Below are 24332 nucleotides of genomic sequence, written 5' to 3'. Positions count from 1 at the left end.
CAACCCTACTTGCATCGGGTTGGCGTTTAAACTTACTAAATAGGCCGGTAAAATTGGCAGTAACATTTCAAATCCTATAAAAATCAAAAAATTACTTATAAATAGAAAAAGAAATGACGGTGTAAAAATTTGTTGTTTATTCATTTTTAAATTCCTCGCTTCTAATTATTTTGCTAAATTAGAAGCGTTTGGAACACTGAAACATTCCTAAATTGCCTTAGTTTTTTCAGCAATCAACTCACCCTTTCTAAACATTAATCCCAACAAAAAAGACGCCATAAAAACCGGCGTCTAGGAATTTCTATCGATCATCCATTTTTTTACTTTTTTCATCTATGATAATAGACAGGCAAAAAGCTTCCGGTTACTATGTTTAATATGGCATTTACTTAAAAAACCACAGACTGGTCCCTTTGACAAAAAATCATCTAATTGTAAAAATGTCTTTACTTCAATTGCCATTGTTCTGTACACCATTTCCATCACTTTTTGCCTCCTCTCTTAAAATTCACATTCCTTATAATTTAATACAAGTTTAGCATAAAAGCAAATTTAACTTTAATGCACAACGGTTGCATATGATTGCGGTACAATATATCCCACCTTACGAGGTGCTACTACATTTTTCTTTTCAACATTTTTTATTTCACCCTCTACAGACTTTTTCACGGGTGTTTCCAAAAGCTCAAACATCGACATTTGTTTACTCATAGACATCCCCCCTCTATGAACTTAAAAGGTACTGAACGTTCGCAATTTGCTGCTTATCATATATATGTGGAACAAGCTGAATTTATACTATGAAATTTGTTGTTGTATAAGTTTAGTCAAACATAAAGCGAGTGACATTGTTCATCACCCGCTTTTGGTTACTTACTTATTAGTACATTATTTACGATCATCTATAAATTTCGTTCAGTTTCCCCGGTCCATAATTTAAAGTGAACTTCATACGAAGCTCCACCCTCCATATGGTTTGAAACATCTGTTACATCAAGTATTTCTTTCAGGTGAATTGACTTTATCCTATTTGCCTCGATTGTTAGATGATAGGGACCCGCTATATTCATAAGTGTCGTCATACGCATGTCATCTTCCAAGTAACTAGATTCTAAAAACTCTAAATCAAATGATACAGCTTCATTGCTTCGATTATGTAATGCAAGCTCACATTCACCCATCATTAAGTCTTTACCCAACATTTCAAAATCACAGGTACCATCTCCATTGTAGGATATGGCCATTATGCCACTAGCAAAGGTTTCTTGATAGGCCGTAATGAGTAAATAAGGTAAACATGCATAGAGGATCACGACCAAACCAATTGTTCGAAAAAAATATTTGGTTATGCTCCTACCAATTAAAATGATAGCAACTATAAACAAAACCGAACCGATGATACCTAGCATCCTAAATCCATCTTTCGTTTGGATTGGAAATGACATGAATGAAGATTGAGCATAGATCATTTCGCTGTTAGGATATGGGAAAAACAGACACATACATATACCTAAAATAACAATCCCGCTAATGAACGCTATTTTATTTTTAATCATTCTCTATCTCCTCGACCAAGAAGACAGAGAATTTGTTTGTTGATTCTGCACAATTTCCACCTATCACCAGATGGCTAGGTGATTTCATATAGACCATTTTCTCGCTCCCTTTTATACACATACATACCTATTTTACCATATATATCCTTAATAATAAATCATGCCTAATATGTTGAGCGTAGCTTTAGTCTTAAGGTTGAAAGATAACACTGTCCAGAAATTTTTTTCGATAAGTGGAATTTTTACTAAATTTGTATGTACTTTTACCATCAAATTACCTAAAATGTAAAATAGGGGGAGGATGATAAAGATGGATGATTTATTTTTGATAATCTCGATAATGAGTTTTGTGGCAATTTTTATTTTCGTGATTTTATCAATTGTTAAATTTGCCAAAAAAGATAGTATAAAAGGTAAAAAACAAATCAAATTTGCTGGTATTTCAGTAGCCGTCATGATTGCTTCATTTATTGGGTTTGTCTCAACAACTGATTCAACTGAAACTTCCAAAGATAAGGGTAATGAAACAATTGAAACTACAGCAAAACCTAAGGAAGAAACACCTGAAGAAAAAGCTACACGAGAAGCCAAAGAAGCTGAAGAAAAAGTAGTAGCTGAACAGAAAGCTAAAGAGAATGCGGAGGCAAAGGCTAAAGCAGATGCAGAAGCCAAAGCTAAAGCAGAAGCTAAGGCTAAAGAGGAAAGTGTCCCACGAGAATATAAATCTGCCTTAAAGAAAGCAGAACAATATGCGAAAAATATGCAAATGTCAAAGGCAGGTATTTATGACCAATTAACATCGGAATACGGGGAGAAATTCCCAGCAGAAGCCGCTCAATATGCTATTGATAACATTGTTTTTGATTGGAAAGAAAACGCATTGAAAAAAGCCCAAACATACGCAAAAATGATGAGTATGTCAAATTCGGCTATTTACGAGCAGTTGATTTCTGAATATGGAGAAAAATTCACTCCTGAAGAAGCGCAGTATGCAATAGATAATTTAAAATAAATACAAACCTTATAATATGTAGTGAACCTAAAAAGTGAGACTTTAACCAGAATGGAATTTTCCATTCTGGTTTTTTCTTTTATTCAATACACATCCAAGATTACTTTTTATTGTAGTATTAATCTGACTTTCACCATTTTTAAGACCTTGCTTTACTAGTATTTTTTATCATACTGGCTTTAGTAAGCTATTGGCGGTCCATACTTTATGTAAAAAAACCATCGATCATGGAGTGGTCGAAAATGAAATTGACGTGTTTAGTTGAAATAAACAGGGATATTTTATTGGATAAGTTAAATACTATCTGTAGGAGGTGTCGAAATGAAAAGAGATAAAAAAAATACAGAATTTGCAACAGACGAGCCAACAAAACAAACATTTTCAAGAGATGCAGACCCAGGTACTAGTAAAAAACGTAATGAGCGTGAAGGACAATCTGACACTGCTCACCCACATGAAGACCTTATTATTAACGAGAAAAAGGGCAAATCAACTTCATTATAATCTAAGATTAATTCGCGTTTTATCTATTTTGACCACCCATCATGAGTGGTCTTTTTCTTTTTATCTGACTATTGCTTGGCTTATTAAGACCTGGCATCAACTTTTTTGACTAAAAGATTATTGTACGGAAATGAAAATCTCGAAATGATATCTATATTTTTATTTGGAGCGGGTTCCTCACTTTTTGGAGCGCTTTCCACCCTTTTTGGAGCGCCACACCTGCTGTTTGGATCACCTCGCGCTCTAGTTGGAGCGGGTTTCACACTTTATGGAGCGCTTTCCACCCTTTTTGGAGCGGGTCAACTGCTTTTTGGATCACCTCACGCTCTAGTTGGAGCGGGTTCCACTCTTGATGGAGCGCTTTCCACCCTTTTTGGAGCGGGTCTCCTGCTGTTTGGATCATCTCGCGCTCTAGTTGGAGCGGGTTTCACACTCCATGGAGCGCTTTTCATTCATTTTGGAGCGCCACACCTGCTTTTTGGATCACCCCACGCTCTAGTTGGAGCGGGTTCCTCACTTCATGGAGCGCTTTTCATTCATTTTGGAGCGCCACACCTGCTGTTTGGATCACCTCAAGCCCTAGTTGGAGCGGGTTCCACTCTTGATGGAGCGCTTTCCACCCTTTTTGGAGCGCCACACCTGCTGTTTGGATCACTTTGCACCCTAATTGGAGCGGGTCAGCTGCTTTTTGGATCACCTCACGCTCTAATTGGAGCGGGTTCCTCACTTTATGGAGCGCCTTTCATTCATTTTGGAGCGCCACACCTGCTGTTTGGATCACCTCGCACCTTATTAGGAGCGGGTTTCACACTTTATCTGAGCGTTTCCTTTCATTTTGGAGCTTCTACACGTTTTCTTGCAGTTTGAAGTATTCCAATACTATTTTAGTCACTTGCTTCATTTCTCCGCACATAACTCTCTAAAATTACAGCCTCGACAATGCCATTTATCTTGTGTTTGTTCAAAATCCTCGATGTCTACGGGCTCATTGGAGAAAATATCGGCCTGATACTTTTTCATTTCTAAAACACTGCGCTGGAAGGTATACAAAATATTCTCCATATCGATGTCTGTAAAACTATATTTCTTTCGTTTTCCTGATAATAAATATTCGTTATAGACCTCGATTTGTTCAAGTGATACACGGTATTTTTGCTGAACATAGTAGGCATAGAGCGCTAATTGCTGACGATCATCATCAGATTCCCCACCCGTCTTCCAGTCAACAATAACCCATTTATCCCTCAACTCATCATAATAATGAAAGTCCATTACGACGAATACTTGGATGTCGTTGATTTTCATGGAGCGGAATTGCTCTGGTTCACCGATTCGGAGAGAACCTTTTTGTGCCGTAATTTGCTGGAATGTTTCACTCCTCAAAAAATGGTCAAAGACAATTTGTAAACGTTCTTTATAGTCCTGTATTAGTTCAGGAGGAAGTGTGCCATGATAGTAAATTTCCTGCATCATATAATATTTATTGGGCTTTTGCCGCCACCACTCTAGATGGCGTGTAGAATCAATAAAGGCCGCATTGAGCTGCCCTCGTGCGGATTGGATCAGCTCCTCTACCGTGGGAGCTCTGCCTGTTTGTAGATAATCATTAATGGCCTGCTCAATAAATCGGTGGACAATTTGCCCAAATAAAATAGGCATGGACTGTAGCTTTTTTAAACGATAAACATATTGATGAGAGGGCTCAACTTGATAGCTAAGCCATCCATTATGGGAAAAATAATATTCATAGCCATACTTGCGTGCACAGCTTGTGAGCGTTTTATGACGCGATAACGACCATGAAAAGGTTGGGTACGGTGTAATTTCAAACATGACTATCGCCTCCTATAGCTGGTGGATAAAATCATAGACAAGCTGGACGATCAGCACAATCGTAACGATACGCAATAAAAGCTTCACTTGATTGGCTTTAACTTTTCTTGCAAGGACAAGCCCAATTTGTGCACCAATTGTAGAGCCGACCATTAAAATAAGTGTTAACGGCCACTCTATTTTTCCTGTAGCAATATACGTAATCGCTGCTCCAGAACACATGGCAAAAACGCCCACCCGTGAAAGACCTACCGCTTTGATATAGGAAATCTTCTCATGTGCATATGTATAAAGTGCCAATGTGCTACTCCCTGGGCCAAACATCCCATCATAAAAACCAACTCCAAGAAGAATTGGACCATTTTTTCGATTCATTGTAAAGCGCTCTTTTTCACCAAAATCAGCACCACCCATAAAGGACATAATCAGAGCAAAGCCTAATAAAATAATGGCGATGAGCGTTAAAGTTTGACTACTCATTAACGAAGCAAAAAGTCCGCCAAGTGTACCTCCTACTAGGGATACAAGTAAGACCGAACGCATTTCTATCCAAGCCAATTCTTTTCGTTTGTAAATTGAATAAAAACTTGAAAAGGCACTCACCATATTGGACACTTTATTAGCGCCAATTGCTGAATGAACGGGAACTCCCATGAGCATCATCGTTGGTAATGTAATTAAACCGCCGCCACCAACTAATGTTCCAATGATATTCCCGATGATGCCAATTAGTAAAAACAACAAGTATTCCATAGTATCCTTCTTTCTCTAACCCATAAGCAATCATTCTATGATACAGTATAACAGATTGTTATTTTGAATGACGTTGGAAATGGGGGGGCACGGATGCACACACAACAAAAAACACCAACACCACGCTTTTGTCACCAGCTGACAATCATTGTGACTACTATTTTTATAGCGGGGATTACGGCTACATTGATCCAATATCATAAGCTTCCTGCAACAATCCCTGTATTACAAAGCTTTACAAGTGAGCAAGCCCAGTTCGGACCAAAAATTGCTATTTTTTATTTACCCTTTATCGCACTGATGCTGTTTTTACTTTTACATTATTTAGAAATGAAAGCTGCTTATCCCGTTATGCGGAAAAAGAAAGCGCCGCTGTCACATCAACAACGGCAAAATGGTATCATCACTTTTTGTCTCATAAAAAATAGTATTTTATTGTATTTTACCTATTCCCTTTTCAATGACCTTATGGTGGCATTGGGACACGAACGAATTTTACAGCAGTGGCATGCTTATCTATTTTTATTGTTATTAAGCGGGATCTTTATTGCAGGGATCTTACGAGGCTTTTTGCTGGATAAATAGAGAGCATGTTTTCAAAAATAACATGCTCCTCTTCAACTAGTCGTTATTCAATGGATGTCATTAGTTCATAAAAGTATGATTTCTCCCGCGTTTCATAAAGCTTATACCAAGCGTGTAAGGTTTCCGTTGTAAAAACATCAAGTTGCCTCAAAACATGGTAGGCAAATTCCAACGGAGCAATTCCCGATGCCGTTACTAAGTTCCTTTCCGTTACGGCTGGCTCCTGGTTAAAATGTTCATCCCCGATATATTGTGGACAAAGCATCTTCAAGTATTCGAGATCGTTACTCGTATGTTGTCTTGTATCAAGCAAACCAGCCTTTGCGAGACCGATCGTTGCACCACAAATTGCAGCTACAAAAACTTCCTCATTCAACGCTTTTGAAACCATGTGCAACATAGGATCATGAATAGACTCTAGCCATGTATTACCTCCAGGAAGAATCAAGAGATCCATGCGATTCAAGTGACATTCAACAATAGTAATAGTCGGGAGTATCGTGATGCCTCCCATTGTTGTAACAGGACTTCTATCAATTCCTATCGTCATCACCTCTAAAGGCTCTAACCCCTTTTTAAAATACCTACCTGAATTTAATTCCGCCATTAAATACCCGATCTCCCAATCTGCCATCGTATCAAAAACATAAAGATATACTTTTCTTGTTTGCATACTAAACACTCCTTCTATTGAATGAAACTATGCTAAGTATAAAAAAACTTTACTGACATTCTCCGTCAGTAAAGTTTTCGTTTTCATAAAAATCTATCAGCTCCTTTAGAACGTCAATCATTTTTTGCTTTAGACTTATCGGTTCTATTACTTGGATCGATTTTCCATAGGGGAATAGTAAATTAGGTACATATGTATGTAACGCTTCTTCATCTAATAAAAATATCGCTTTCTTCGAGGTGCGTTCTTCGAGGTGATACCTTAAAAACCAATGCTGACAGATAGCATCCACCGCACTTGTCTTTCCACAAATGATGAAAGACACATGGTTCCGTTTGTCTTCTGCTTGTGGAAGAAGACTTTTCATAAAAAAATCACTGGCCGAGAACGATTGTGGTCGTTGAAAGGGTATGACTGTTTGATGCAGACTAGTAATTCGGCCAACTTTAAAATTACGAATTTCATTTCTTACATGACAAAATGCAACAACATACCAGTTTTGATTCCAATAAACCAAACCATATGGATTAATCATCCTATGTTTAGGTTGTTTTTCATTATTTGTATGGTATTCCATTTTAATCGATGTTTCGTTCACTATACTGTCTTCTAATTTTTTTAATAGCGGCTCCAATGAAGATTCAACGGGACCAATTATCTCGAAACCTTGTAAATGTTGCTGAATCATTTTTTCCTGCTCTTGATTTGAATGCATCGTAAGTTTTGTTGTTGCACTATTTAACGCTTCCTCTAAAAAGTAGCCAGCTTCTTTTGCAAAGATAGCAGCATGAAGTAATGCCGCTTTCTCATCAACATCAAAAATAAGAGGGCTTTTAATAAAATTATTCAACAGGGTATATCCCCCATGATGACCTGTTTCAGCTATAATCGGCACACCACTGGCAGAAAGTGAATTAATATAGCGGTAAACGGATCTGATATTCATCTCTAATTTTTCAGCTATTTCTTTCGCGGTTATTTTCCTGCCTGAATTCAACATCCATAAAATCTGCATCATATGATCCATTTTAGACAAACATTTTCACCTCATCGAATTATTTATTATTCATGGTCGTTCCTGACACAAAAACAGGCTACCCGATACCGTCATCAAGTAGCCCTTGGGATTATGCCTTCATTCACCCATTCTTCTTCCATATGTTTAAAATTATGTAATAAGCCATATTTCTGTATGCCACGTGCCTGATCAATACTAGCATCGGCCAATTGGCGAAACTTTGCACGATCATTTATTGTGTAGGCATAGACCGCTTCCACAGCAGGTTGCATCCAAGGCTGTGTTAATTGATCACTTCTCATATCGGCTGTTCGCCTTTCAAGAGCAGCAATATAGCATTGGGCATAGCTTGTTAAAGGCTCCTTCTCTATTTTCGCTGCTGCTACTTTTGCGGCACCCAAATTGTCCTCCATGATCGCCTTAATAAATAGATAATTATATTTAATAGCTGGTTGCTTATAATGATGGATGATGACATCGATGGCATCAAGCTGTTCCTGTTTCGTCCCATAAGCAGATGCATAGAGCGCAGCAAAGATAGGTTCCTTTCTATGATTTTTCACCCATTTATCCACCTGCTCCATATTATTTGTTCGATATAAAATATGTATATGACGGTAAATCATTGCCATTGCAATCAAAGCAAATAGCCCGAGTGAGATAGATAAGCGCACACCAGCTAATGACAAAGTGATCGCTAAAACAATAATCGCTAGATAAAACAATGTTAGTTTAGCTATTTTCATAAGACCTCCTACTGTAATTTCTTGCGCATTTTCCGAGAAAAAATAAAGCCAGCCCCCACAAAAAAGATAAGAGCCATCACTTTCATGATAGGAATAATAAACAGCTTGCTAATAAGGAATACAACGACTACATAATAGACCACCATTGCCAACAAAAATAACGTTAGCTTATTCACGCGATCCCCTACTTTCCTTTAGTGCCGCCTCAATCGCAGCTAATGCTTTCGGCCCCATCCCATGTAAATGAGCTAACGTTGAAAGGTCGACTTTATCTAGCTGCTGCCATTCTGTATAGCCTGCTGCTTGTAAGGCACGAATTGCTGGTTTTGCAACACCCTTCGGCCACTCTGTCATATTTGCACGTCCCTTCACGACATTTTCTTCTCTGCCTATTATGCAAGTGACAGCCAAGAAATGCAAATAAGTCAAAATAGGAACATAAAGAAGCCTGCCGCTAATAGATTCCCAATAGCATGAATCGTCCAGCTAGCTACGATGGAGCCTCCAGCTAGCCGTTCATTCATCCACCCCATCACATAGCCCGCGAGTCCTGTACATCCTACTACTAGCAGAATAATATGGACAGGAAGCACCGACCAAAGCATAGCCCCATGAACACTACCAAAAACGATGCTTTGAACTATATTCCCAGCATGAAAACCAAACGAATTAGCTAGCCTTTTTAATAAAAAGCCACGGAACAATAGCTCCTCTGACAGAGCAGTTTGAATTACGGCGTATAAAAGTGCTGGTATGACCGCTGCAAATCCAAGTCCAGCAAATTGATTGGGCGCTAGCAAAGAGCTATCAATATAAAAATAGACGAGCGCAGAGTTAGGCACTAGTAACACAACAATGGATAGGACAAAGAACATGGCGTACCTTCTCTTATTCTCAATAATAGGCTTTCGCAATCCTAGCCACGTAAGAAAGGACTGTTTCTTTTTCGCTGTGCAAAACCACCAAATAAATGGAATAATGGAAAACAACATCACTTGTAGAATTGCACTAATCAAGTTTTCGAAAATCATATGATTTCTCCCCCTGTCTACTACAAGGATAGGATAAAATTCCATTATTTTCAATCTAATATTACTCATAAAGTTATTCATTAAAGAAGCCTTCCCTTTTGTTCTTTTGCTCATTTTCAGTTATACTCAATTACGGATAATAAAGATCTATAATATATACAATAAACATTGGAGGCCATAACGATGAATAAATTATCGACACATTTATTGGAGAAGGCACAAACCTATGAGCAAAGCACTCGTATTTCGGTACCTGCCTATGACACATTATTTGCCGTAACACAAGCCTACTTCCGTGCTCAGCTAGGTAAACAAGAAGCATCCCTGCTTGTCATAGGAGCTGGCGGTGGCAATGAGCTTTCAGCTTGGGGACCTACAAACCCTCATTGGACATTTACAGGGGTTGATCCAGCTGAGGAAATGCTTCAAATCGCGCAACATAAAGCCGCACAACTCGGACTAGAAGACCGTGTCCAATTATTACAAGGAACCATTGACAACCTGCCATCCAATACGCCGAAATTCGATGCGGCCAGTTGTATCCTCGTCCTTCATTTTATAGAAGATCGACAGGAAAAACTGAACCTACTAAAAAACATACACACCCGATTAAAACCAGGAAAACCCTTTGTCCTCGCCTGTGCCTACGGTGAACGTGAAAGTGAAGAACTACAAGATCGCATCAAAATATGGCAAAGCTTCTTTTTAGAGGCAGGTTACAAAAAAGAAAAGGTAGAAAGTATGGGCAAAATCATTATGAATATTTCCTTCATTTCCGCTCAAGAAATCGAGCAACTACTACAAGAAGCCGGATTCACACATATTACCCGCTTTTTCTCCTCCGGCCTTTTCGCAGGATGGATGAGCCAAGCCTAAACAAAAGAACCCGCTTTTATAGCGGGTTCTTTTTTGGGATGCCGAAGTAAACTTTATTGTGTTGGATGGGTCGCTTTGCTAGGTTTGTGAGCGGTGGCCTTACTTTTATGATCACTTCTCTCTCTTCGGAGCGGGTACCTCACTTCTATGGTCACTTCTCTCTCTTCGGAGCAGACTCCTCGCTTCTTTGATCACTTCCGACTCACTTATGAGCGGACTCCCCGCTTTTATGATCACTTCCGACTCACTTATGAGCGGGTTCCTCGCTTCTTTGATCACTTCCGACTCACTTATGAGCGGACTCCTCGCTTCTTTGATCACTTCCGACTCACTTATGAGCGGGTTCCTCGCTTCTTTGATCACTTCCGACTCACTTTGGAGCGGAAGACTCGCATTTTTTGAATACTTCCCCAACATTTATAAGGAATACCCCACTCTAATTGAACAACCTCTATATCACCAGTAAATACTGTAATAATAAACACTTTCATCAATCGTCATGCCTAGTTTTTCATAGAGCTTCTGGGCATTGACATTATCTTTCGCTGTTTCGAGCATCATGTATCGGGCAGCTTCCTGTTGGCAATAGGCGGAGCATTGTTCCATTAAAGCTTGAGCGACGCCTTGCTTCCTGGCATGTTGCGCCACAAATAAATCATTTAGTATAAATGCTCTTTTCATAGCTACAGATGAAAAAATAGGGAATAATTGCGCAAACCCTACTGGCTCCTGCTCCTGGTACGCGAGAAAAATAATGGACTCCCCATTTTCCACACGTTCTTGAATAAATTGCTCGGCCTTCGTTATATCAGATGGCTGGCCATAAAATTCTCGATAGGCATTAAATAATGGTACAACTTCCCCTATTGTTGATTTTGTTACGATACTAATTTTCATGCTTCTATTCCCCATTTCTTTTTCATTGACGTTCTTGTATGATAGTAATAAAAAATCTGACATTTCAAAAGAAACAGTTTCTAAAATTTCAACATGTCAAGGCGGTGCACAATTGGACGACTTTATCTTTTTATTAACAGAGAATGAGGCAAAGTATAAACAGGTTTATCAGCAAATTAAAGCACTTATTACACAAGGGGCACTGAAAACAAACGACTCTCTACCATCCATTCGTAAACTAGCAGAAACTTTACACGTTAGTCGTAATACCACGCTAACTGCATATGAACAGCTTGTGGCAGAAGGCTATATTCGCGGCGAGGGGCGGAAGGGCTTTTTTGTGAATGCGTTGGAGCAGGTTTTCTTACAGGAGCAGATAGACCCGATTATTTCACAGACCAAATACCATCTCCCCTCCATCGTTGTAGATTTTCGAGCAGGAGCTGTTGATCAACAACATTTTCCTTTGAAAACATGGCGCCAAATAGCCAATCAAGTATTATTGGATTCATCATGCTATCAATATGGGGAATTGTTTGGAGATTCATTGTTAAAGGAGCAGCTTGTTCAATACCTCCTACAAGCAAGGGGCGTTTCGACAACGATTGAAAATATCATTATTGGCAGTAGCACGCAGCAAATGCTCCTGCATCTTGGCTTTTTATTAAAAGACCATTTCCCAAGTATCCTTCTGGAGGACCCAGGCTACAACGGGGCACGAGAGGCTTTCCAATTACATAATTTTCATATAGAGGCATTGCCGGTAACAGAGTCTGGTGCACAGCTCAACCTATTAGCTGACAGTCCATCCCGTCTACTCTATGTCACCCCGTCACATCATTTCCCGTACGGTGTTTCTATGAATATTCAACAGCGACAGACTCTAATACAGTGGGCCCAACAAGTCGATGGCTTTATTCTAGAGGACGATTATGATGGTGAATTTCGTTATGCGCAACAGCCATTTCCTGCACTGGCATCGATCGACCCTTCTCGGGTAATTTATTTAGGCACTTTCTCCAAATCGTTTCTGCCAGGAGTTCGATTAAGCTATATGGTGCTACCGAATATGCTTGTTCAGCCATTTAAAGAACGCTTTGCTCATTTTGAACAAAATGCTTCGTCCCTCCATCAACGCACAATGGCACATTTTATGGCACAAGGGGAATGGACACGCCATATTAAAAGGATGCGCCTGACCTACAAACAAAAAATGCAGCGCCTTGTTCAGGAGCTACAACAACAATTGGGTGAGCAAGTCACGATAATAGGCGAGCAATCAGGGCTCTATGTTTTGGTGAAAATAAAGTCTGCACTTTCGGAGCAACAGCTCATCGAACAAGCAGAATCCTGCGGTGTTAAAGTATACCCAACCAGTCCGTTTTTTCATCAACAAGCAAAGGAGACACCGATGCTGCAATTAGGTTTTAGTAAGTTAACGATGGAAGAAATCAAGCTTGGTGTTGAACTGTTGAAAGAGGCCTGGCAGCCATAACAATCCAAGTTATGGCTCCTCCTCTACACATGATACGGCTTAAAAATAATCAATAAATGTCGGAATACCAACAGGTAATACGGCCTCTAGTAGGTCAATTTCCTCGGGACGTCCTTGTAAACGTTCGATTTTCTCTAAATAACGTGGACGTTTATAGCCTAACAGCATAGTAGCCAATGTTTGCACTGTTAAATGAACAGCACTATCATTCAAAGTCTCACTCACTTTTTGGACAGAAACCTTACCATTTGCCATTTTAATGATGTATGTTCCATTATTCCAAGCCACAATGCGATCAGTGACCGCAAGCTGAAGCTCAAAATCATGACCGACAAATGGATAACGCAATAAAAACTCTTTGACATCGACAATTCTCGCCATGAAATAAGGAGAGACCTTTTGAATAATTTCACTGTCCTCTAATAAAAAGGCAACCGCTTCATTTCCCGTTGTTTTCCCGTAGACATTATAAACCATCGAACTATGAGCCGAGACGAAATTCCATAAGCCTTTACGAGCCTCTTCCTGCAAATAAACGATTTCATCAATGTAATAGTTTTCTTCCATAATACGATAAAACATGTAGCCTTGTGCTACATCGTCTTCATCATAATAGACAGCTGCCTGAAGATTGACATCACTGTCAATGAATTTCTCCTCCCAGAAATCCTCCTGAAATTTCTCATTCCAGGCAATACTATTGCGCACCATCACCCCATGCGTTTTCTGGGCATAGCGTGCATAGATATCCACAACATCCTCATGCTTCGGATCCACACGACGAATTTTCCCGTTAAGCCCAGCATAATGAGGAAGCTGCGTATCCTTCACCTGAAATTCCACAATATCACTCATAATTTCCCACCCCTTTTTACGGTAATACGGGATAGAATATGGAAATAAATAGGATATACATTGACCTTCATTACGCATTCTTTGTAAACTTTCAATAATTAAGCTCTCCATTAAGCCATGACCTGAGTATTCTGGGTATGTCCCAACTGCTGTGATGCCACCCATTTCGTAAATCTTGCCATGTACATTAACCTCAAAAGGCAAACTTAAAATTTGCGAAACCAAGTGGGACCCATCAAACCATCCGATGGCATGCCCCTCATTAAACTGCTTACTCTTAGCATTTACAAAACGGCGATCCTTGTGAATGGACATAGACATTTGAAAGACATAATTCAGTAAATCAATGGACTGTGCCATTTCGTCTAATCGAATTTCTCGCATGACTAAGCCTTTTCGTTGATTCATGATTCCCTCTCCTCATCAAATAACTCACTTAAAATGGTTTGTGGTGCATCTAAAAAACGTTTGGTAACAATGTAATGAATGGTATCTTCATAGCGTATCGGTTCAATTGCCTCATCATCAAAACTATAAATCGTCGCATTCGGATAGCCCAGTAAAATTGGTGAGTGCGTAGCGATAATAAATTGTGCCTCATGCTCTAAGTCCTTCATAATTTTCAGCAGGCTTAATTGTCTTGTTGGAGATAAGGCTGCCTCAGGCTCATCCAATAAATAGATCGCTTTCCCCTTAAACCGATTCATAAATAATGCCAGAAAAGATTCACCATGGGATTGGTGGTGTAGGGATTTGCCCCCAAAAGCGGCATATTTATTCGGATGGTATTCTAACAAATCAATATGACTGGCAAATTGATAAAATGTTTCCGATCGAAGAAAAAAACCATTCGAAATCTTCGGCAACCACGACAAACGAATATAGTCCCCCAGTGAGGATTCTGCCTTATGTACTTCATATAAATTTTGACGACCACCACCCGCCGTATTAAAATCACAGCGATCCGCAATAGCCTCCAATAATGTTGATTTCCCCGACCCATTTTCCCCAACAAAGAACGTCACATTTGTCGGAAACTCCAGCTCTTGTAAATCCTGCAAGCTTGGAATGTTAAAAGGATACATCTGTTTATTCGGAATGGTATCCTGTAACACCTTACATGATTTTAAATACATCTTATTTCCTCCTTTCTCTTATTATAACGAACAATATCAAAGCTGAAACGTCATCACGCTGCCTCTTAGATAAAAAAGAAGTAAGAATAGTTAAACAAATCATAAAGTCACTATTTTTCCTATAGATGCCCCTTAGAAGTTGCGGTAACAAAGGTGCTCGTTTTCACCATTCCGTAAGAGATATTTCCCGAGAAATAAATAAAAAATATGTCGAAAGTTGCAATTACTAAACGTAAAAACATGTCATATTTTTGATTTTCATATAAATTAATTTACAACTAACCTTCTTTGACTTGATTACCCGGCAATTTATAAAGGCGTTAATAATCTGATTCAAAAAAAGGTTCAATACCTATTTCTATTAATAAATATTTTCGATGGCTACGTTTACCTAGAAGGAGCTGTTTGGGAATCAAAACTTCCTCTCGTAAGCGCTGAAAAATAGTCGGATTATGTTCAGGAAACCATTCCTCATAGCTGATCCCCTTATTGAGCTCAATGGTTGTTAAAAATAAAACAATATCTTCAAACATATAAGGAAATTCTTTTTCTATCTGTTCGTGATGTTCTAATAGGGCATAAAGATAATCTTTAAAGCGATAATAACGCTTTTGATCGAAGGGATTCGCACTCCATTTTTTATTTTCCTCCCACTCTTTTACTGGCTGAAAAACTTGACAGTAACCCGTTTCCCAAGTCCCCAACATACAAGTAAATGCGGCTATCGCATATTTCCTAGTTTCGAAATCATGATGTCCAAAATATTTATAATACTCCTCCTGATACTTGCTATAATTTCCGCTAGTATGATAGCCACCTATAGCAAAACCTTCTAATCCTCGTTTTGCTTGTTCGATAATATTAGGCACCATGCATCTTCCTCCTTCATTTCTTTATTGTACCATTGTAGTATTAACATAAATATCCAAATAAAAAATCAACTCAGCTAATTGATAAGTTGAAACATGACTTCGAGCGGTTACCTTCACTTTACGATCACTTTGGCCCTCTGTTCGAGCGGGTTCCCTCACTTTAGGATCACTTTGACTCCCTGTTCGAGAGGTTACCTTCACTTTAGGATCACTTTGACCTCCTGTTCGAGCGGGTACCTTCACTTTGGGATTACTTCAACCTCCTTTTTGAGCGGGTTCCTTCACTTTAGGATCACTTCAACCTCCTTTTCGAGCGGGTTCTCTCACTTTATGATCACCTTGGCCTCCTGTTCGAGCGGTTACCTTCACTTTAGGATCACTTTGACTCCCTGTTCGAGCGGGTTCCCTCACTTTAGGATCACTTTGACTCCCTGTTCGAGCGGTTACCTTCACTTTAGGATCACTTCAAACTCCTTTTCGAGCGGGTTCTCTTACTTTAGGATCACCTTGGCCTCCTGTTCGAGCGGTTACCTTCACTTTAGGATCACCTTGACCTCCTTTTCGAGCGGGTTCTCTCACTTTATGATCACTTTGACTCCCTGTGCGAGGGTTCTCCCACTTTATGATCACTTCGACTCCCTGTTCGAGCGAGTTCCCTCACTTTTTGATCTCCGTGGCCGCCATTGCAAACGGATTCCCTCAGCTTATGATCAACCTGGCCGCTATTCCAGCGGTGATTCATTTGACCACCTTAACAAAAGTTCTATATCGACTCCGTCGTTCATAAAGTGAGTAACAATCAAATGTTAGAAGGAGAATCGTGATGTTTGTGACTCATTTTTATGAAAACAAGACGTCCGTTTTAAGTCAGTTGCTCGTCAAACTCCCTGCTGCGGAGGAGGATATTCGGATTAAAGGGCGCAAGGCAAAGGTAGTTGAGGTGCTTCAGGTTGATGATAACAATTTTCATGTGAAGATTATTTTCGAAAAAATTCCTAAAAAGCAACCTGTTAAAGAACTTGGAAAGAAAAAGAGATAATACTTCACAATAGGTTTATTTCCTTTACAATCGGGAATATCAATAATACGATTGCGAATGATTCTCACCATTAAAATTCCTTAAGCAAAAATATTGACTTTTTAATTGATAACAATTATCATTATCACTAGATTATTTCTTTCTCCAAATTGCTTTATTCAGAATCCCCCTCTTTTTTGAATAAGCATGTATCAAACGGATATTCTTACATCAGACTAAGAGTATCCGTTTTTATCTATATAAATGGAGAAATTTACATAATAAAGGAGCTGTTTTGACATGGATTACCGTATTGAAAAAGACACTATGGGTGAAATTAAAGTACCTGCTGATAAAATTTGGGGTGCGCAAACACAGCGCAGTAAAGAGAATTTCCAAATTGGTACGGAGCAAATGCCAATTGAGCTTGTGCAGGCCATGGCTATCTTAAAGAAAAGTGCAGCAATTGCCAACAACAAACTAGGCAAGCTTTCGGATCTTAAGACGAATGTGATTGTACAGGCAGCTGATGAAATTTTAAATGGGCAATGGGACGATCAATTCCCACTCGTTGTATGGCAAACAGGTAGTGGTACACAATCAAACATGAACGTTAACGAAGTAATTGCTCACCGCGCGAACCAACTATTACAGGATGCTGGTGAGACTGATCGCATTCATCCGAATGATGATGTCAATAAATCACAAAGCTCGAATGATACCTTCCCAACGGCATTGCATATTGCAGCTGTGTTAAAAGTGGAAGATTATTTATTACCACGTCTACGACTATTAAAGTCAACACTAGAAGATAAAGCAGCTCAATTTAAAGATATTATAAAAATTGGACGTACACATTTACAGGATGCAACACCTCTAACATTAGGTCAAGAAATTAGCGGCTGGGCAGCTATGCTGGCAAAATCGGAGCGGATGATTATCCAAAATATTGATTATATGAAGGAACTTGCGATTGGTGGAACAGCGGTAGGTACTGGTATTAACGCTCACCCTGAATTTGGTGATCGTGTTGCTGCGGAAATAAGTGAACTAACAGGTAAACAATTCACTTCAGCAGCGAATAAATTCCACGCTTTAACAAGCCATGATGAAGCCGTTGTCGCACACGGTGCACTAAAAGCATTAGCGGCCGATTTAATGAAAATTGCCAATGACGTTCGCTGGCTTGCTAGTGGCCCTCGTTCTGGTATTGGTGAAATCACCATCCCAGAAAATGAGCCAGGCTCATCGATTATGCCTGGTAAAGTAAACCCTACACAAAGTGAAGCTATGACAATGGTTGTCACTCAAGTAGTTGGAAATGATGCAACCATTGCGTTCGCCGCTTCCCAAGGTAACTTTGAGCTGAACGTCTTTAAACCAGTAATTATTTACAACTTCTTACAATCAACTCGCTTATTAGCTGATACAATGCAATCATTTAACGACCATTGTGCTGTAGGGATTGAACCGAATAAAGAAGTGCTCGATCATAATTTAAGAAATTCTTTAATGCTTGTAACGGCATTAAATCCATATATCGGCTACGAAAACGCAGCAAAAATAGCGAAAAAAGCTCACAAAGAAGGCACAACCTTAAAAGAAGCAGCCATCGCCAGTGGTCTACTAACAGAAGAACAATTCGATGAATATGTAGACCCAGCAACAATGATTTATCCAAACGTGAAATAGAAACAATTAGTAGAATTAAATCCCTCTAAAAATATAGACCACCCATCAGGTCCTGCACCTCATGGAGTGGTCTTTTTCCATTTAACATACAAACTTCAATTATCATTCCTTATTTATAGTGTTCCAAGTATTTTCGTTCTTCAAAAATTTCTTGTGCACTTATTGCAGTCTACCCCTCTTGGATAAAAGTTACATAAATACACAGAACCCCAAATGTTAGATCGAAATTCTAACCTTTGGGGTTCACTAAATTAGATGAAACTTAACATATCTTTTTAATCAAATTCCACAATTTTTTGCACTACCGATACCTTATAAACATCTTTCGTATTGAGTAATATCGTCTGATAATGTTCCGTTTCAGTAAATGAATACCATGACTTCTCATTGAACCCATTAGTAATTTCTTCGGCAAATGATTCTTGTCCAATATTCGTCTTGATTTTATATTCCTCTTCTCGACTTTCGCCAAAGTAAAATTTCACCGTATATTCATAATCCATTAACCAACACCCCCCATCTATCCCTATCATGGGACAAATGGGATGGAAGTAATCATGAAAGAGAATAAAAAGCCACAGTTTGTTCGTCGTGCCTCGTTCTGTGCATTTTCATGATGATTCATCTTTGAATTAGCCATCTGAGACGATTGCAACAATAGATGGCTCCTTTTTAAATCACGTTATATGAATATCTTTACTTACCTTTTTTGAACAAGCCTGCTGCAACTGCTGCATCGAAACTATTTTTTGCAAATTGGGTTGGATTCCCGACATTCTCCCAATGCATATACATTAATCTAGGATTATCGAATAGCCAATGGTTGTGCACCGCCGTAACAGTAAGTCCTCTCTTACGAAGTTCTGTTAAAAATGGATTAATTTCCTCTTGAAGCACTACCGATTCACCAAGGTTTAGTGTGTTAGCGCCAATTCCTTCAAACGAAAGTGCAAATGGTAGGGCAAGTGGAGATCGAGTAGTTCGTCCAAGAATAGTAGCTTTAATGTCACGAAGGCGCTGAACAACACAAACTGGTGTTGCAGTTATAACTACCCCACCAATAATATTTGCAAGTTCTTGACATTTTAATGGACCTACACAACCGCAAAATTTTTCTGTTTGTTTTTGTTGATGAGCATGATTATGCTGTTCCAATCTATTCACCTCCTTTTTATTTTCTAGTAATAATATATTCTTAAGGAAGCGACTTGACTGGGAAATTGAAGGACTAGCGCCTTTTAATCATAAATTTTTCTATCAATCTGTATTCATCTACCTAGCATTTAAGCCAATTGTCTATATAACCCCTCCTATTATGAAAGTAGCTAAACTAGAAAAATAGGTACTAGATGGTTTTATAATATTTGCTAAATACGACCAAAAAAAATATCTATCCTATAAAGGATAGACAGGAAGATTACGGTAAATTTAATTAATTGTTTTATATTAACGTTTGAATGCGCATAGTGAGGAATTACTGCTTAGACACCGCCATTCATAACAAGGCTAGAATCTCCAAAATTAAAATATCTGAGTCCAGTGAACTCAGATAGTAGAAGCTTTAATATGCCTAACTTTCCTTTAAACAATGATTACTGTTTATTCTTATTCGTAATATTTACTTTCCAATTTCTACTGCCTCTGAATAAAGGAACTTTTCGAGTTCGTCAACCCTATTTCCGTCTAATTGGTGTGTGAGCCCGAATGTTTCACCTTGGCTATTGTCATTTATAATACTATTGAGGTCTTGAAGTAATTCAGTGAAATACTTGAAACTGACTTTTAATTCTTCATATGCTTCAGCCGTGTCAATTCCTTGCTCTTCTTCTACCGATATCACATAATCAAGATGGCCCATGAAAGCTTGAAGTACATTTAAATTTTCAAAATCCTTTTCAAGATCTTCCCCTTGTACTCGAAAATATGACAATTCCTTAGTAAGACGATTTGCCCTTGAATAATATTCGTTCACATCGGTTGTTTTAGTAATATCTTCGGCATGATAGGCAATCCATGCCTTCAATGTTGGTTCGATTCCATAATCGTTAAATCCATCGGGTTTTGAAACGTCCTTCCAAACCTTTGAGGAGTTGACTTCAGTTTTAGTCTCAATTGTTACAACTTCATTTTCAGCTTCTTTTGCTTTTACTTGCTCAACTTTCTTTTCTTCTTCCGTACACCCCATTAATAAGCCACTAAGCATTAGTCCTGTTAAAACTATTTTAATTTGTTTCATTATATGACCCCTATATCCAAAAATATTTTATATATTTTACCATAAAAACCATTTTTGATAACAATATTAGAATCTCCAAGAATAAAAATAACCTCTTAAATGAATGTAAAACTCCATTAGAAATCAGCTACCTAACAATCATAAAAAAGATTGAGGCTTATCGCATCAATCTTTTACTTTCATTAGGCCTTAGTTTTTCAATGTAATCAAACACTTCTCATATATTTCAATCTGTTCTATAGGAATTTGCTCTAACTTAAGATCTAATTTTTTCTTACTATCCTCCGCCTCTTCCCCGTTCCAGCAAATATAGATTTCGCAATAATCGCCTTTTGGAAGTATTCTTTTTAGAAAGTCACATACTTGAAGAAAAGTTCTTTTGGATTTTTCATAGTTATGAGGGGAAAGGATTTTCTTATCATTATGCATGTCCCAAATGTGATCTCCTTTTGTTTCCAGTTCATAGACAAATAGTGTTGTAAAATGTTGATTCTTTACTATTTGGCGATCTTCACTTTCAGAGAAAACATAAGTAATGTTAACGTCTTCTTCTGTATAGTCGTCATTTATTTCAACTGGAAAATTGAGTCCTATATAGGTTACCATGCTCATTTTCTTGATCCTCCTAAATAAAAAAACACCCTGTAAATGTACAGGGCGTCAGCAACGTAGCTGTTGATAGCGTAAAAAGAGACGCATATGTAATGAAATGTCTACTTCACTTGCTGGCTTCACCATTTCATTGAACACCATCAGCAAAAAATGCGGAATGGAACGGGGCTTCAAGCGACGGGTTGTCCGCTTCCTTTTATAAGGCTTGCTACCGCAGTTGGTCCACTGTAATGGCTGATGCTTTAATCGTTTGGTATTGCGGCGGATTTTTTGGTTCAATATAGAGTGTTGTGTAATACGCGTCCGCAATAACAATCAAGTAAATAATGAATAGTAATCGTTTTGTTCAATAGTTCAAAAAATCATTTCTCCCTTTTTTAAATAAAACTTGTCTATTTATCATACGACCAACATAAAAAAAGGTTTCATTATTTTTGAAGGGAGACAAATTTTTGCCTCCCTTATGCCTCTAGACTTCTTCCACCGTCATTTTCCCAACGATCAATGTCCCAATGGTCCTCATCTTTTTCTCTGTTTCTTGCTAATGCACTCGATTGAACGAATGACATATTGTCCCTCACCCTTTTCACACGTTCTTATCTAGTTTATGAAAGATGATGGGTTTTCGTTCATCGTAAGATTGGTTTTAATTTAAAACCTAAGGCAATCGCAGCACCGATACAGCTAGAGAGACAGCCAATCACTAAATACATACTAATCGTTGATTCCCCAATGACCACAGAGGCAATACCGCCAATCACGGGAAATAAAGCAACCATATAGCCACTCTTTGCCCCGCCAATTCTTTCCACCAGTTTTAAATAAAATAACCAGGCCAGAAAGGATGCGATGATGGTTAAATACAGTAGAGCCGATAAATAGGTGATGGATGTTGGTATCATGATGGTTTGTCCCTGCATCCAGACAATGCCACACATCACGGCACTTCCAACAGCGAAACCAATGGCATTGGCGTAAATAGGGTTTATATGCTGCTTAGCATTTCTTGCAGAGCTAGCATCCCCAATAGCTGTCAGTACCGTACCTAATAAAGCAATCAGGATCCCTTTTAGATCTGCCAAGCCTGAAAAACTATGTAGAGTTGGATAGATTAAAACCCCAACACCCATGACCCCTAAAATACCACCAATTAAAACACGTCGATGTAATGGTTCTTTCAGAAAAATCCGTAGGGCAATGGGCGTTAAGATGACTTTTAATGAAAATATTAACGTTACGATTGCAGCTGAGCTCCACATTGTAGCATAGTAAAGTGCTAAATAACTAAATGCAAAATTACAAACACCAAAAACGATGATATAAGGGATATCTTGCTGTTGTGGCTTACCCTGTGGTTTCATGAACCAAGCAAGCATTAAAAATAACAGAGCTGTTATCACTAAACGATACGTTAAAGATAATTCTAAACTGACTGGCGTTCCTTGAATTTTGACTGCAATAAAATTCAGTCCCCAGACAATTAAACAAAAAATATACATAAAATTCGTCATACATGTTTCCTTCTTCGTTACAGTTGCCATCTTCCCATCATGATCGTGTGATAGTACTGATCATCAGTAAGACACTTCTCATTGTTCAAAATACCTTCCACTGAAAAGCCTACTTGTTGATAGAGCTGAATGGCTTTGTTATTTGTTTCTAACACCTCAGGTGCCATCTTCTTTATTCCATTGGCATCTGCCCAATCAATGGATACTTGAAGCAGGGCTTTTCCAATGCCATAGCCCCAAAATACCTTACTGACTCCTACCCCAAATGTTACTTTATGAGCAAGTCTCTTTAGACTAGAGCCCTGACATCTGGAGAACCCTACAATTCGGTCACCAACGATCGCTACTAAGCATAGATTTTTGGGACTTTCTGTATCCTCTTTAATGAGCCGCTCAAAGCCAGCCTGATCGATAAACACCTCACCTTGTTCTCGGTCAAAATTTTCTGTTTCACCGTCTAATTGCCAGCGTAGCTCAGATAAGGCTTGTGTATCCTTTAAATCGAGCACTGCGGATAGTATAGGACAACTCTTTTCTATGAAACTCCTTGTCATCAATCAGCATTTTGGAACTCGATAATCGGTTGAATTTCTACAAAGCGATGATGCCAAATGGATTCATGATGCTGGATGATTTGTGGCGCTGTTAATACCGAACCGTCTAAAGTGCTATGGGCATCCGCTATTAAAAGATTACGATGATAGCCATGACTAAATGCACTGCGGATCGTTGTATCAAGACAGAACTCTGTTTGAGCACCAGCAAAAATCAATTGCTCAATGGACTGTTGCTGTAAATAGATGCCGAGCTCAGTTTGATAAAAAGCATCCCACGTTGTTTTTTGAATCACTTTATCCTCTGCTTGTCTAGAAAGTCCATGATACAGCTCCCACCCTGGCTGACCGAAGGCGAAATCATCGTCTTTATCGGCATCCGTGTGCTGTATAAAAATTATAGGTACAGCGTTATGACGTGCCCATGTAATAAGTGTATTGATATGTTTGATAAGGACTTCATTATTCCAAAGATGTGGTTGTCCTTCTAAAAAGAAAGCCTCTTGTATATCGATAATGATCAATGCTCGTTTCATAGAATTCTCCTTTTGCTTCCATATTAACTTATTTATTGTACAGAAAAATAACTTCCATTAAAAGAAAGTTTTGATAAAAAAGCACCTCAACAAGATAAAATGTTGAGGTGTAACTATGTAGGTAACCATCTAATACACGCCACAATTAGATGGTGTCATGCCTTATTTTATTTAATATAGGACAATGTTCGATAAACTTGGTGAACGGAATGGTTAAATGCCTTTTGTTCCTCTTCATTTAGATTCAATTCAATCACACTTTCAATACCATTGCCGCCCAATACGACAGGTACACCAATGCAGGCATTGTTGACTTGATATTCACCTTGCA

General features: G+C 38.6%; 31 protein-coding genes and 3 pseudogenes. 7 read left to right on the top strand and 27 right to left on the bottom strand.

From position 1 onward, the window contains the following. The 4 genes and pseudogenes from RT445_RS10985 to RT445_RS10970 all read right to left on the bottom strand — a co-directional run. Nucleotides 1-144: pseudogene (locus RT445_RS10985) on the bottom strand (MFS transporter); the annotation flags it as partial. A 189-nt stretch (nt 145-333) separates the two neighbouring features. Beyond that, on the bottom strand, nt 334-486 hold the full coding sequence (locus RT445_RS10980) for a hypothetical protein (RefSeq protein ID WP_274797401.1): 153 nt from the start codon (nt 484-486) through the stop codon (nt 334-336). A gap of 72 nt (nt 487-558) precedes the next feature. Continuing rightward, the gene (locus RT445_RS10975; RefSeq protein ID WP_274796788.1) at nt 559-711 is read right to left on the bottom strand and encodes a hypothetical protein; all 153 of its coding nucleotides are present in this window, start codon (nt 709-711) and stop codon (nt 559-561) included. 191 nt (nt 712-902) lie between these two features. Beyond that, the gene (locus RT445_RS10970; RefSeq protein WP_312506287.1) at nt 903-1556 is read right to left on the bottom strand and encodes a hypothetical protein; all 654 of its coding nucleotides are present in this window, start codon (nt 1554-1556) and stop codon (nt 903-905) included. A gap of 529 nt (nt 1557-2085) precedes the next feature. Here RT445_RS10970 and RT445_RS10965 point away from each other — a divergent pair. Together RT445_RS10965 and RT445_RS10960 are read left to right on the top strand one after the other, a co-directional pair. Continuing rightward, complete coding sequence (locus RT445_RS10965; RefSeq protein WP_396631742.1) at nt 2086-2568, top strand: Ltp family lipoprotein; 483 nt, start codon at nt 2086-2088, stop codon at nt 2566-2568. Nucleotides 2569-2889: 321 nt separating this feature from the next. Continuing rightward, complete coding sequence (locus tag RT445_RS10960) at nt 2890-3072, top strand: hypothetical protein (RefSeq protein WP_274796786.1); 183 nt, start codon at nt 2890-2892, stop codon at nt 3070-3072. 259 nt (nt 3073-3331) lie between these two features. Here the strand turns inward: RT445_RS10960 and RT445_RS10955 are convergent, their stop codons facing one another. The 4 genes from RT445_RS10955 to RT445_RS10940 all read right to left on the bottom strand — a co-directional run bounded on the left by RT445_RS10955 (nt 3332) and on the right by RT445_RS10940 (nt 5658). Beyond that, complete coding sequence (locus tag RT445_RS10955) at nt 3332-3475, bottom strand: hypothetical protein (protein ID WP_313470582.1); 144 nt, start codon at nt 3473-3475, stop codon at nt 3332-3334. Between the two features lie 129 nt (nt 3476-3604). Then, complete coding sequence (locus RT445_RS10950) at nt 3605-3799, bottom strand: hypothetical protein (protein WP_313470581.1); 195 nt, start codon at nt 3797-3799, stop codon at nt 3605-3607. Nucleotides 3800-3969: 170 nt separating this feature from the next. Then, nucleotides 3970-4905, bottom strand: a complete 936-nt coding sequence (locus RT445_RS10945; protein WP_313470580.1) for a PD-(D/E)XK nuclease family protein — start codon at nt 4903-4905, stop codon at nt 3970-3972. A 12-nt stretch (nt 4906-4917) separates the two neighbouring features. Continuing rightward, the gene (locus RT445_RS10940; protein ID WP_312506293.1) at nt 4918-5658 is read right to left on the bottom strand and encodes a sulfite exporter TauE/SafE family protein; all 741 of its coding nucleotides are present in this window, start codon (nt 5656-5658) and stop codon (nt 4918-4920) included. A gap of 93 nt (nt 5659-5751) precedes the next feature. Between RT445_RS10940 and RT445_RS10935 the strand changes: the two genes are divergently transcribed. Further along, a complete protein-coding gene (locus tag RT445_RS10935) occupies nt 5752-6243 on the top strand; it encodes a DUF1648 domain-containing protein (RefSeq protein WP_312506295.1) in 492 nt (163 codons plus the stop codon). A gap of 43 nt (nt 6244-6286) precedes the next feature. Here the strand turns inward: RT445_RS10935 and RT445_RS10930 are convergent, their stop codons facing one another. From RT445_RS10930 to RT445_RS10905, 6 genes are all read right to left on the bottom strand, one after another. Next, nucleotides 6287-6916, bottom strand: coding sequence for a type 1 glutamine amidotransferase family protein (locus RT445_RS10930; RefSeq protein WP_313470579.1), 630 nt, complete (start codon nt 6914-6916; stop codon nt 6287-6289). Between the two features lie 49 nt (nt 6917-6965). Beyond that, entirely contained in the window at nt 6966-7952 is a 987-nt protein-coding gene (locus RT445_RS10925) for a helix-turn-helix transcriptional regulator (RefSeq protein WP_313470577.1), read from the bottom strand. A 74-nt stretch (nt 7953-8026) separates the two neighbouring features. Beyond that, nucleotides 8027-8680: a hypothetical protein gene (locus RT445_RS10920; protein WP_313470576.1), complete on the bottom strand. Its 654-nt coding sequence runs from the start codon at nt 8678-8680 to the stop codon at nt 8027-8029. Between the two features lie 8 nt (nt 8681-8688). Beyond that, nucleotides 8689-8856 (bottom strand): hypothetical protein, encoded by a 168-nt coding sequence (locus RT445_RS10915; RefSeq protein ID WP_274796777.1) that lies wholly within the window; start codon nt 8854-8856, stop codon nt 8689-8691. Next, complete coding sequence (locus RT445_RS10910; protein ID WP_274796776.1) at nt 8849-9034, bottom strand: helix-hairpin-helix domain-containing protein; 186 nt, start codon at nt 9032-9034, stop codon at nt 8849-8851. Before RT445_RS10910 ends, RT445_RS10915 begins: the two co-directional genes overlap by 8 nt. Nucleotides 9035-9105: 71 nt before the next feature. Next, nucleotides 9106-9711 (bottom strand): CPBP family intramembrane glutamic endopeptidase, encoded by a 606-nt coding sequence (locus RT445_RS10905; protein WP_313470575.1) that lies wholly within the window; start codon nt 9709-9711, stop codon nt 9106-9108. Between the two features lie 183 nt (nt 9712-9894). On the opposite strand from RT445_RS10905, the gene RT445_RS10900 reads away from it, so the two are divergent. After that, nucleotides 9895-10587 carry a class I SAM-dependent methyltransferase gene (locus tag RT445_RS10900; RefSeq protein ID WP_312506308.1) on the top strand — a complete coding sequence of 231 codons (693 nt, stop codon included), beginning with the start codon at nt 9895-9897 and terminating at the stop codon, nt 10585-10587. Between the two features lie 456 nt (nt 10588-11043). On the opposite strand, the gene RT445_RS10895 is transcribed toward RT445_RS10900, so the two are convergent. After that, entirely contained in the window at nt 11044-11484 is a 441-nt protein-coding gene (locus RT445_RS10895; protein WP_274796771.1) for a GNAT family N-acetyltransferase, read from the bottom strand. Nucleotides 11485-11596: 112 nt separating this feature from the next. Here RT445_RS10895 and pdxR point away from each other — a divergent pair, with 112 nt between their 5' ends. Further along, nucleotides 11597-12979 (top strand): MocR-like pyridoxine biosynthesis transcription factor PdxR, encoded by a 1383-nt coding sequence (gene pdxR, locus RT445_RS10890; protein ID WP_313470573.1) that lies wholly within the window; start codon nt 11597-11599, stop codon nt 12977-12979. A gap of 39 nt (nt 12980-13018) precedes the next feature. On the opposite strand, the gene RT445_RS10885 is transcribed toward pdxR, so the two are convergent. The 4 genes from RT445_RS10885 to RT445_RS10870 form a co-directional block, all read right to left on the bottom strand. Beyond that, entirely contained in the window at nt 13019-14242 is a 1224-nt protein-coding gene (locus RT445_RS10885; protein WP_313470572.1) for a GNAT family N-acetyltransferase, read from the bottom strand. Next, nucleotides 14239-14970, bottom strand: a complete 732-nt coding sequence (locus RT445_RS10880; RefSeq protein ID WP_274796768.1) for an AAA family ATPase — start codon at nt 14968-14970, stop codon at nt 14239-14241. The genes RT445_RS10885 and RT445_RS10880 overlap by 4 nt, the downstream gene beginning before the upstream one ends. 320 nt (nt 14971-15290) lie before the next feature. Continuing rightward, nucleotides 15291-15842, bottom strand: coding sequence for a hypothetical protein (locus RT445_RS10875; protein WP_313470571.1), 552 nt, complete (start codon nt 15840-15842; stop codon nt 15291-15293). 21 nt (nt 15843-15863) lie between these two features. Then, entirely contained in the window at nt 15864-16085 is a 222-nt protein-coding gene (locus tag RT445_RS10870; protein WP_313470570.1) for a hypothetical protein, read from the bottom strand. Between the two features lie 580 nt (nt 16086-16665). Here RT445_RS10870 and RT445_RS10865 point away from each other — a divergent pair. Continuing rightward, nucleotides 16666-16881 (top strand): hypothetical protein, encoded by a 216-nt coding sequence (locus RT445_RS10865; protein ID WP_274796765.1) that lies wholly within the window; start codon nt 16666-16668, stop codon nt 16879-16881. A gap of 279 nt (nt 16882-17160) precedes the next feature. Continuing rightward, nucleotides 17161-18552: a class II fumarate hydratase gene (fumC, locus tag RT445_RS10860; RefSeq protein WP_274796764.1), complete on the top strand. Its 1392-nt coding sequence runs from the start codon at nt 17161-17163 to the stop codon at nt 18550-18552. Nucleotides 18553-18827: 275 nt separating this feature from the next. On the opposite strand, the gene RT445_RS10855 is transcribed toward fumC, so the two are convergent. The 8 genes and pseudogenes from RT445_RS10855 to RT445_RS10820 form a co-directional block, all read right to left on the bottom strand. Beyond that, the gene (locus RT445_RS10855; RefSeq protein WP_274796763.1) at nt 18828-19055 is read right to left on the bottom strand and encodes a hypothetical protein; all 228 of its coding nucleotides are present in this window, start codon (nt 19053-19055) and stop codon (nt 18828-18830) included. 193 nt (nt 19056-19248) lie between these two features. Then, a complete protein-coding gene (locus tag RT445_RS10850; RefSeq protein ID WP_396631743.1) occupies nt 19249-19617 on the bottom strand; it encodes a DUF1259 domain-containing protein in 369 nt (122 codons plus the stop codon). 553 nt (nt 19618-20170) lie between these two features. Then, nucleotides 20171-20788, bottom strand: a complete 618-nt coding sequence (locus RT445_RS10845) for a hypothetical protein (RefSeq protein WP_312506322.1) — start codon at nt 20786-20788, stop codon at nt 20171-20173. 189 nt (nt 20789-20977) lie between these two features. After that, complete coding sequence (locus RT445_RS10840) at nt 20978-21400, bottom strand: hypothetical protein (RefSeq protein WP_312506323.1); 423 nt, start codon at nt 21398-21400, stop codon at nt 20978-20980. A 629-nt stretch (nt 21401-22029) separates the two neighbouring features. After that, nucleotides 22030-22911, bottom strand: coding sequence for a DMT family transporter (locus RT445_RS10835; RefSeq protein WP_312506325.1), 882 nt, complete (start codon nt 22909-22911; stop codon nt 22030-22032). A 17-nt stretch (nt 22912-22928) separates the two neighbouring features. After that, nucleotides 22929-23475 (bottom strand): annotated as a pseudogene (locus RT445_RS10830) (N-acetyltransferase family protein). Then, entirely contained in the window at nt 23465-24001 is a 537-nt protein-coding gene (locus tag RT445_RS10825; RefSeq protein WP_312506327.1) for an isochorismatase family protein, read from the bottom strand. The pseudogene RT445_RS10830 and the gene RT445_RS10825 overlap by 11 nt, the downstream one beginning before the upstream one ends. 167 nt (nt 24002-24168) lie before the next feature. Then, nucleotides 24169-24332, bottom strand: a pseudogene (locus RT445_RS10820) (malate dehydrogenase); the annotation flags it as partial.

This window comes from Lysinibacillus sp., assembly GCF_032093475.1.
In the GTDB taxonomy this organism is placed as follows: Bacteria; Bacillota; Bacilli; order Bacillales_A; family Planococcaceae; genus Lysinibacillus; species Lysinibacillus irui.
The sequence above is the reverse complement of the archived record's forward strand: the minus strand, read 5'-3'. Positions and strand labels throughout refer to the sequence as shown.

Bases quoted from the DNA above. Each gene is read 5' to 3' on its own strand.
- RT445_RS10975 (WP_274796788.1), bottom strand. From the start codon at position 711: ATGAGTAAACAAATGTCGATGTTTGAGCTTTTGGAAACACCCGTGAAA.
- RT445_RS10970 (WP_312506287.1), bottom strand. From the start codon at position 1,556: ATGATTAAAAATAAAATAGCGTTCATTAGCGGGATTGTTATTTTAGGT.
- RT445_RS10960 (WP_274796786.1), top strand. From the start codon at position 2,890: ATGAAAAGAGATAAAAAAAATACAGAATTTGCAACAGACGAGCCAACA.
- RT445_RS10955 (WP_313470582.1), bottom strand. From the start codon at position 3,475: ATGATCCAAACAGCAGGAGACCCGCTCCAAAAAGGGTGGAAAGCGCTC.
- RT445_RS10945 (WP_313470580.1), bottom strand. From the start codon at position 4,905: ATGTTTGAAATTACACCGTACCCAACCTTTTCATGGTCGTTATCGCGT.
- RT445_RS10940 (WP_312506293.1), bottom strand. From the start codon at position 5,658: ATGGAATACTTGTTGTTTTTACTAATTGGCATCATCGGGAATATCATT.
- RT445_RS10935 (WP_312506295.1), top strand. From the start codon at position 5,752: ATGCACACACAACAAAAAACACCAACACCACGCTTTTGTCACCAGCTG.
- RT445_RS10930 (WP_313470579.1), bottom strand. From the start codon at position 6,916: ATGCAAACAAGAAAAGTATATCTTTATGTTTTTGATACGATGGCAGAT.
- RT445_RS10920 (WP_313470576.1), bottom strand. From the start codon at position 8,680: ATGAAAATAGCTAAACTAACATTGTTTTATCTAGCGATTATTGTTTTA.
- RT445_RS10910 (WP_274796776.1), bottom strand. From the start codon at position 9,034: ATGACAGAGTGGCCGAAGGGTGTTGCAAAACCAGCAATTCGTGCCTTA.
- RT445_RS10905 (WP_313470575.1), bottom strand. From the start codon at position 9,711: ATGATTTTCGAAAACTTGATTAGTGCAATTCTACAAGTGATGTTGTTT.
- RT445_RS10900 (WP_312506308.1), top strand. From the start codon at position 9,895: ATGAATAAATTATCGACACATTTATTGGAGAAGGCACAAACCTATGAG.
- RT445_RS10895 (WP_274796771.1), bottom strand. From the start codon at position 11,484: ATGAAAATTAGTATCGTAACAAAATCAACAATAGGGGAAGTTGTACCA.
- RT445_RS10885 (WP_313470572.1), bottom strand. From the start codon at position 14,242: ATGAATCAACGAAAAGGCTTAGTCATGCGAGAAATTCGATTAGACGAA.
- RT445_RS10880 (WP_274796768.1), bottom strand. From the start codon at position 14,970: ATGTATTTAAAATCATGTAAGGTGTTACAGGATACCATTCCGAATAAA.
- RT445_RS10875 (WP_313470571.1), bottom strand. From the start codon at position 15,842: ATGGTGCCTAATATTATCGAACAAGCAAAACGAGGATTAGAAGGTTTT.
- RT445_RS10865 (WP_274796765.1), top strand. From the start codon at position 16,666: ATGTTTGTGACTCATTTTTATGAAAACAAGACGTCCGTTTTAAGTCAG.
- fumC (WP_274796764.1), top strand. From the start codon at position 17,161: ATGGATTACCGTATTGAAAAAGACACTATGGGTGAAATTAAAGTACCT.
- RT445_RS10855 (WP_274796763.1), bottom strand. From the start codon at position 19,055: ATGGATTATGAATATACGGTGAAATTTTACTTTGGCGAAAGTCGAGAA.
- RT445_RS10845 (WP_312506322.1), bottom strand. From the start codon at position 20,788: ATGAAACAAATTAAAATAGTTTTAACAGGACTAATGCTTAGTGGCTTA.
- RT445_RS10840 (WP_312506323.1), bottom strand. From the start codon at position 21,400: ATGAGCATGGTAACCTATATAGGACTCAATTTTCCAGTTGAAATAAAT.
- RT445_RS10835 (WP_312506325.1), bottom strand. From the start codon at position 22,911: ATGACGAATTTTATGTATATTTTTTGTTTAATTGTCTGGGGACTGAAT.
- RT445_RS10825 (WP_312506327.1), bottom strand. From the start codon at position 24,001: ATGAAACGAGCATTGATCATTATCGATATACAAGAGGCTTTCTTTTTA.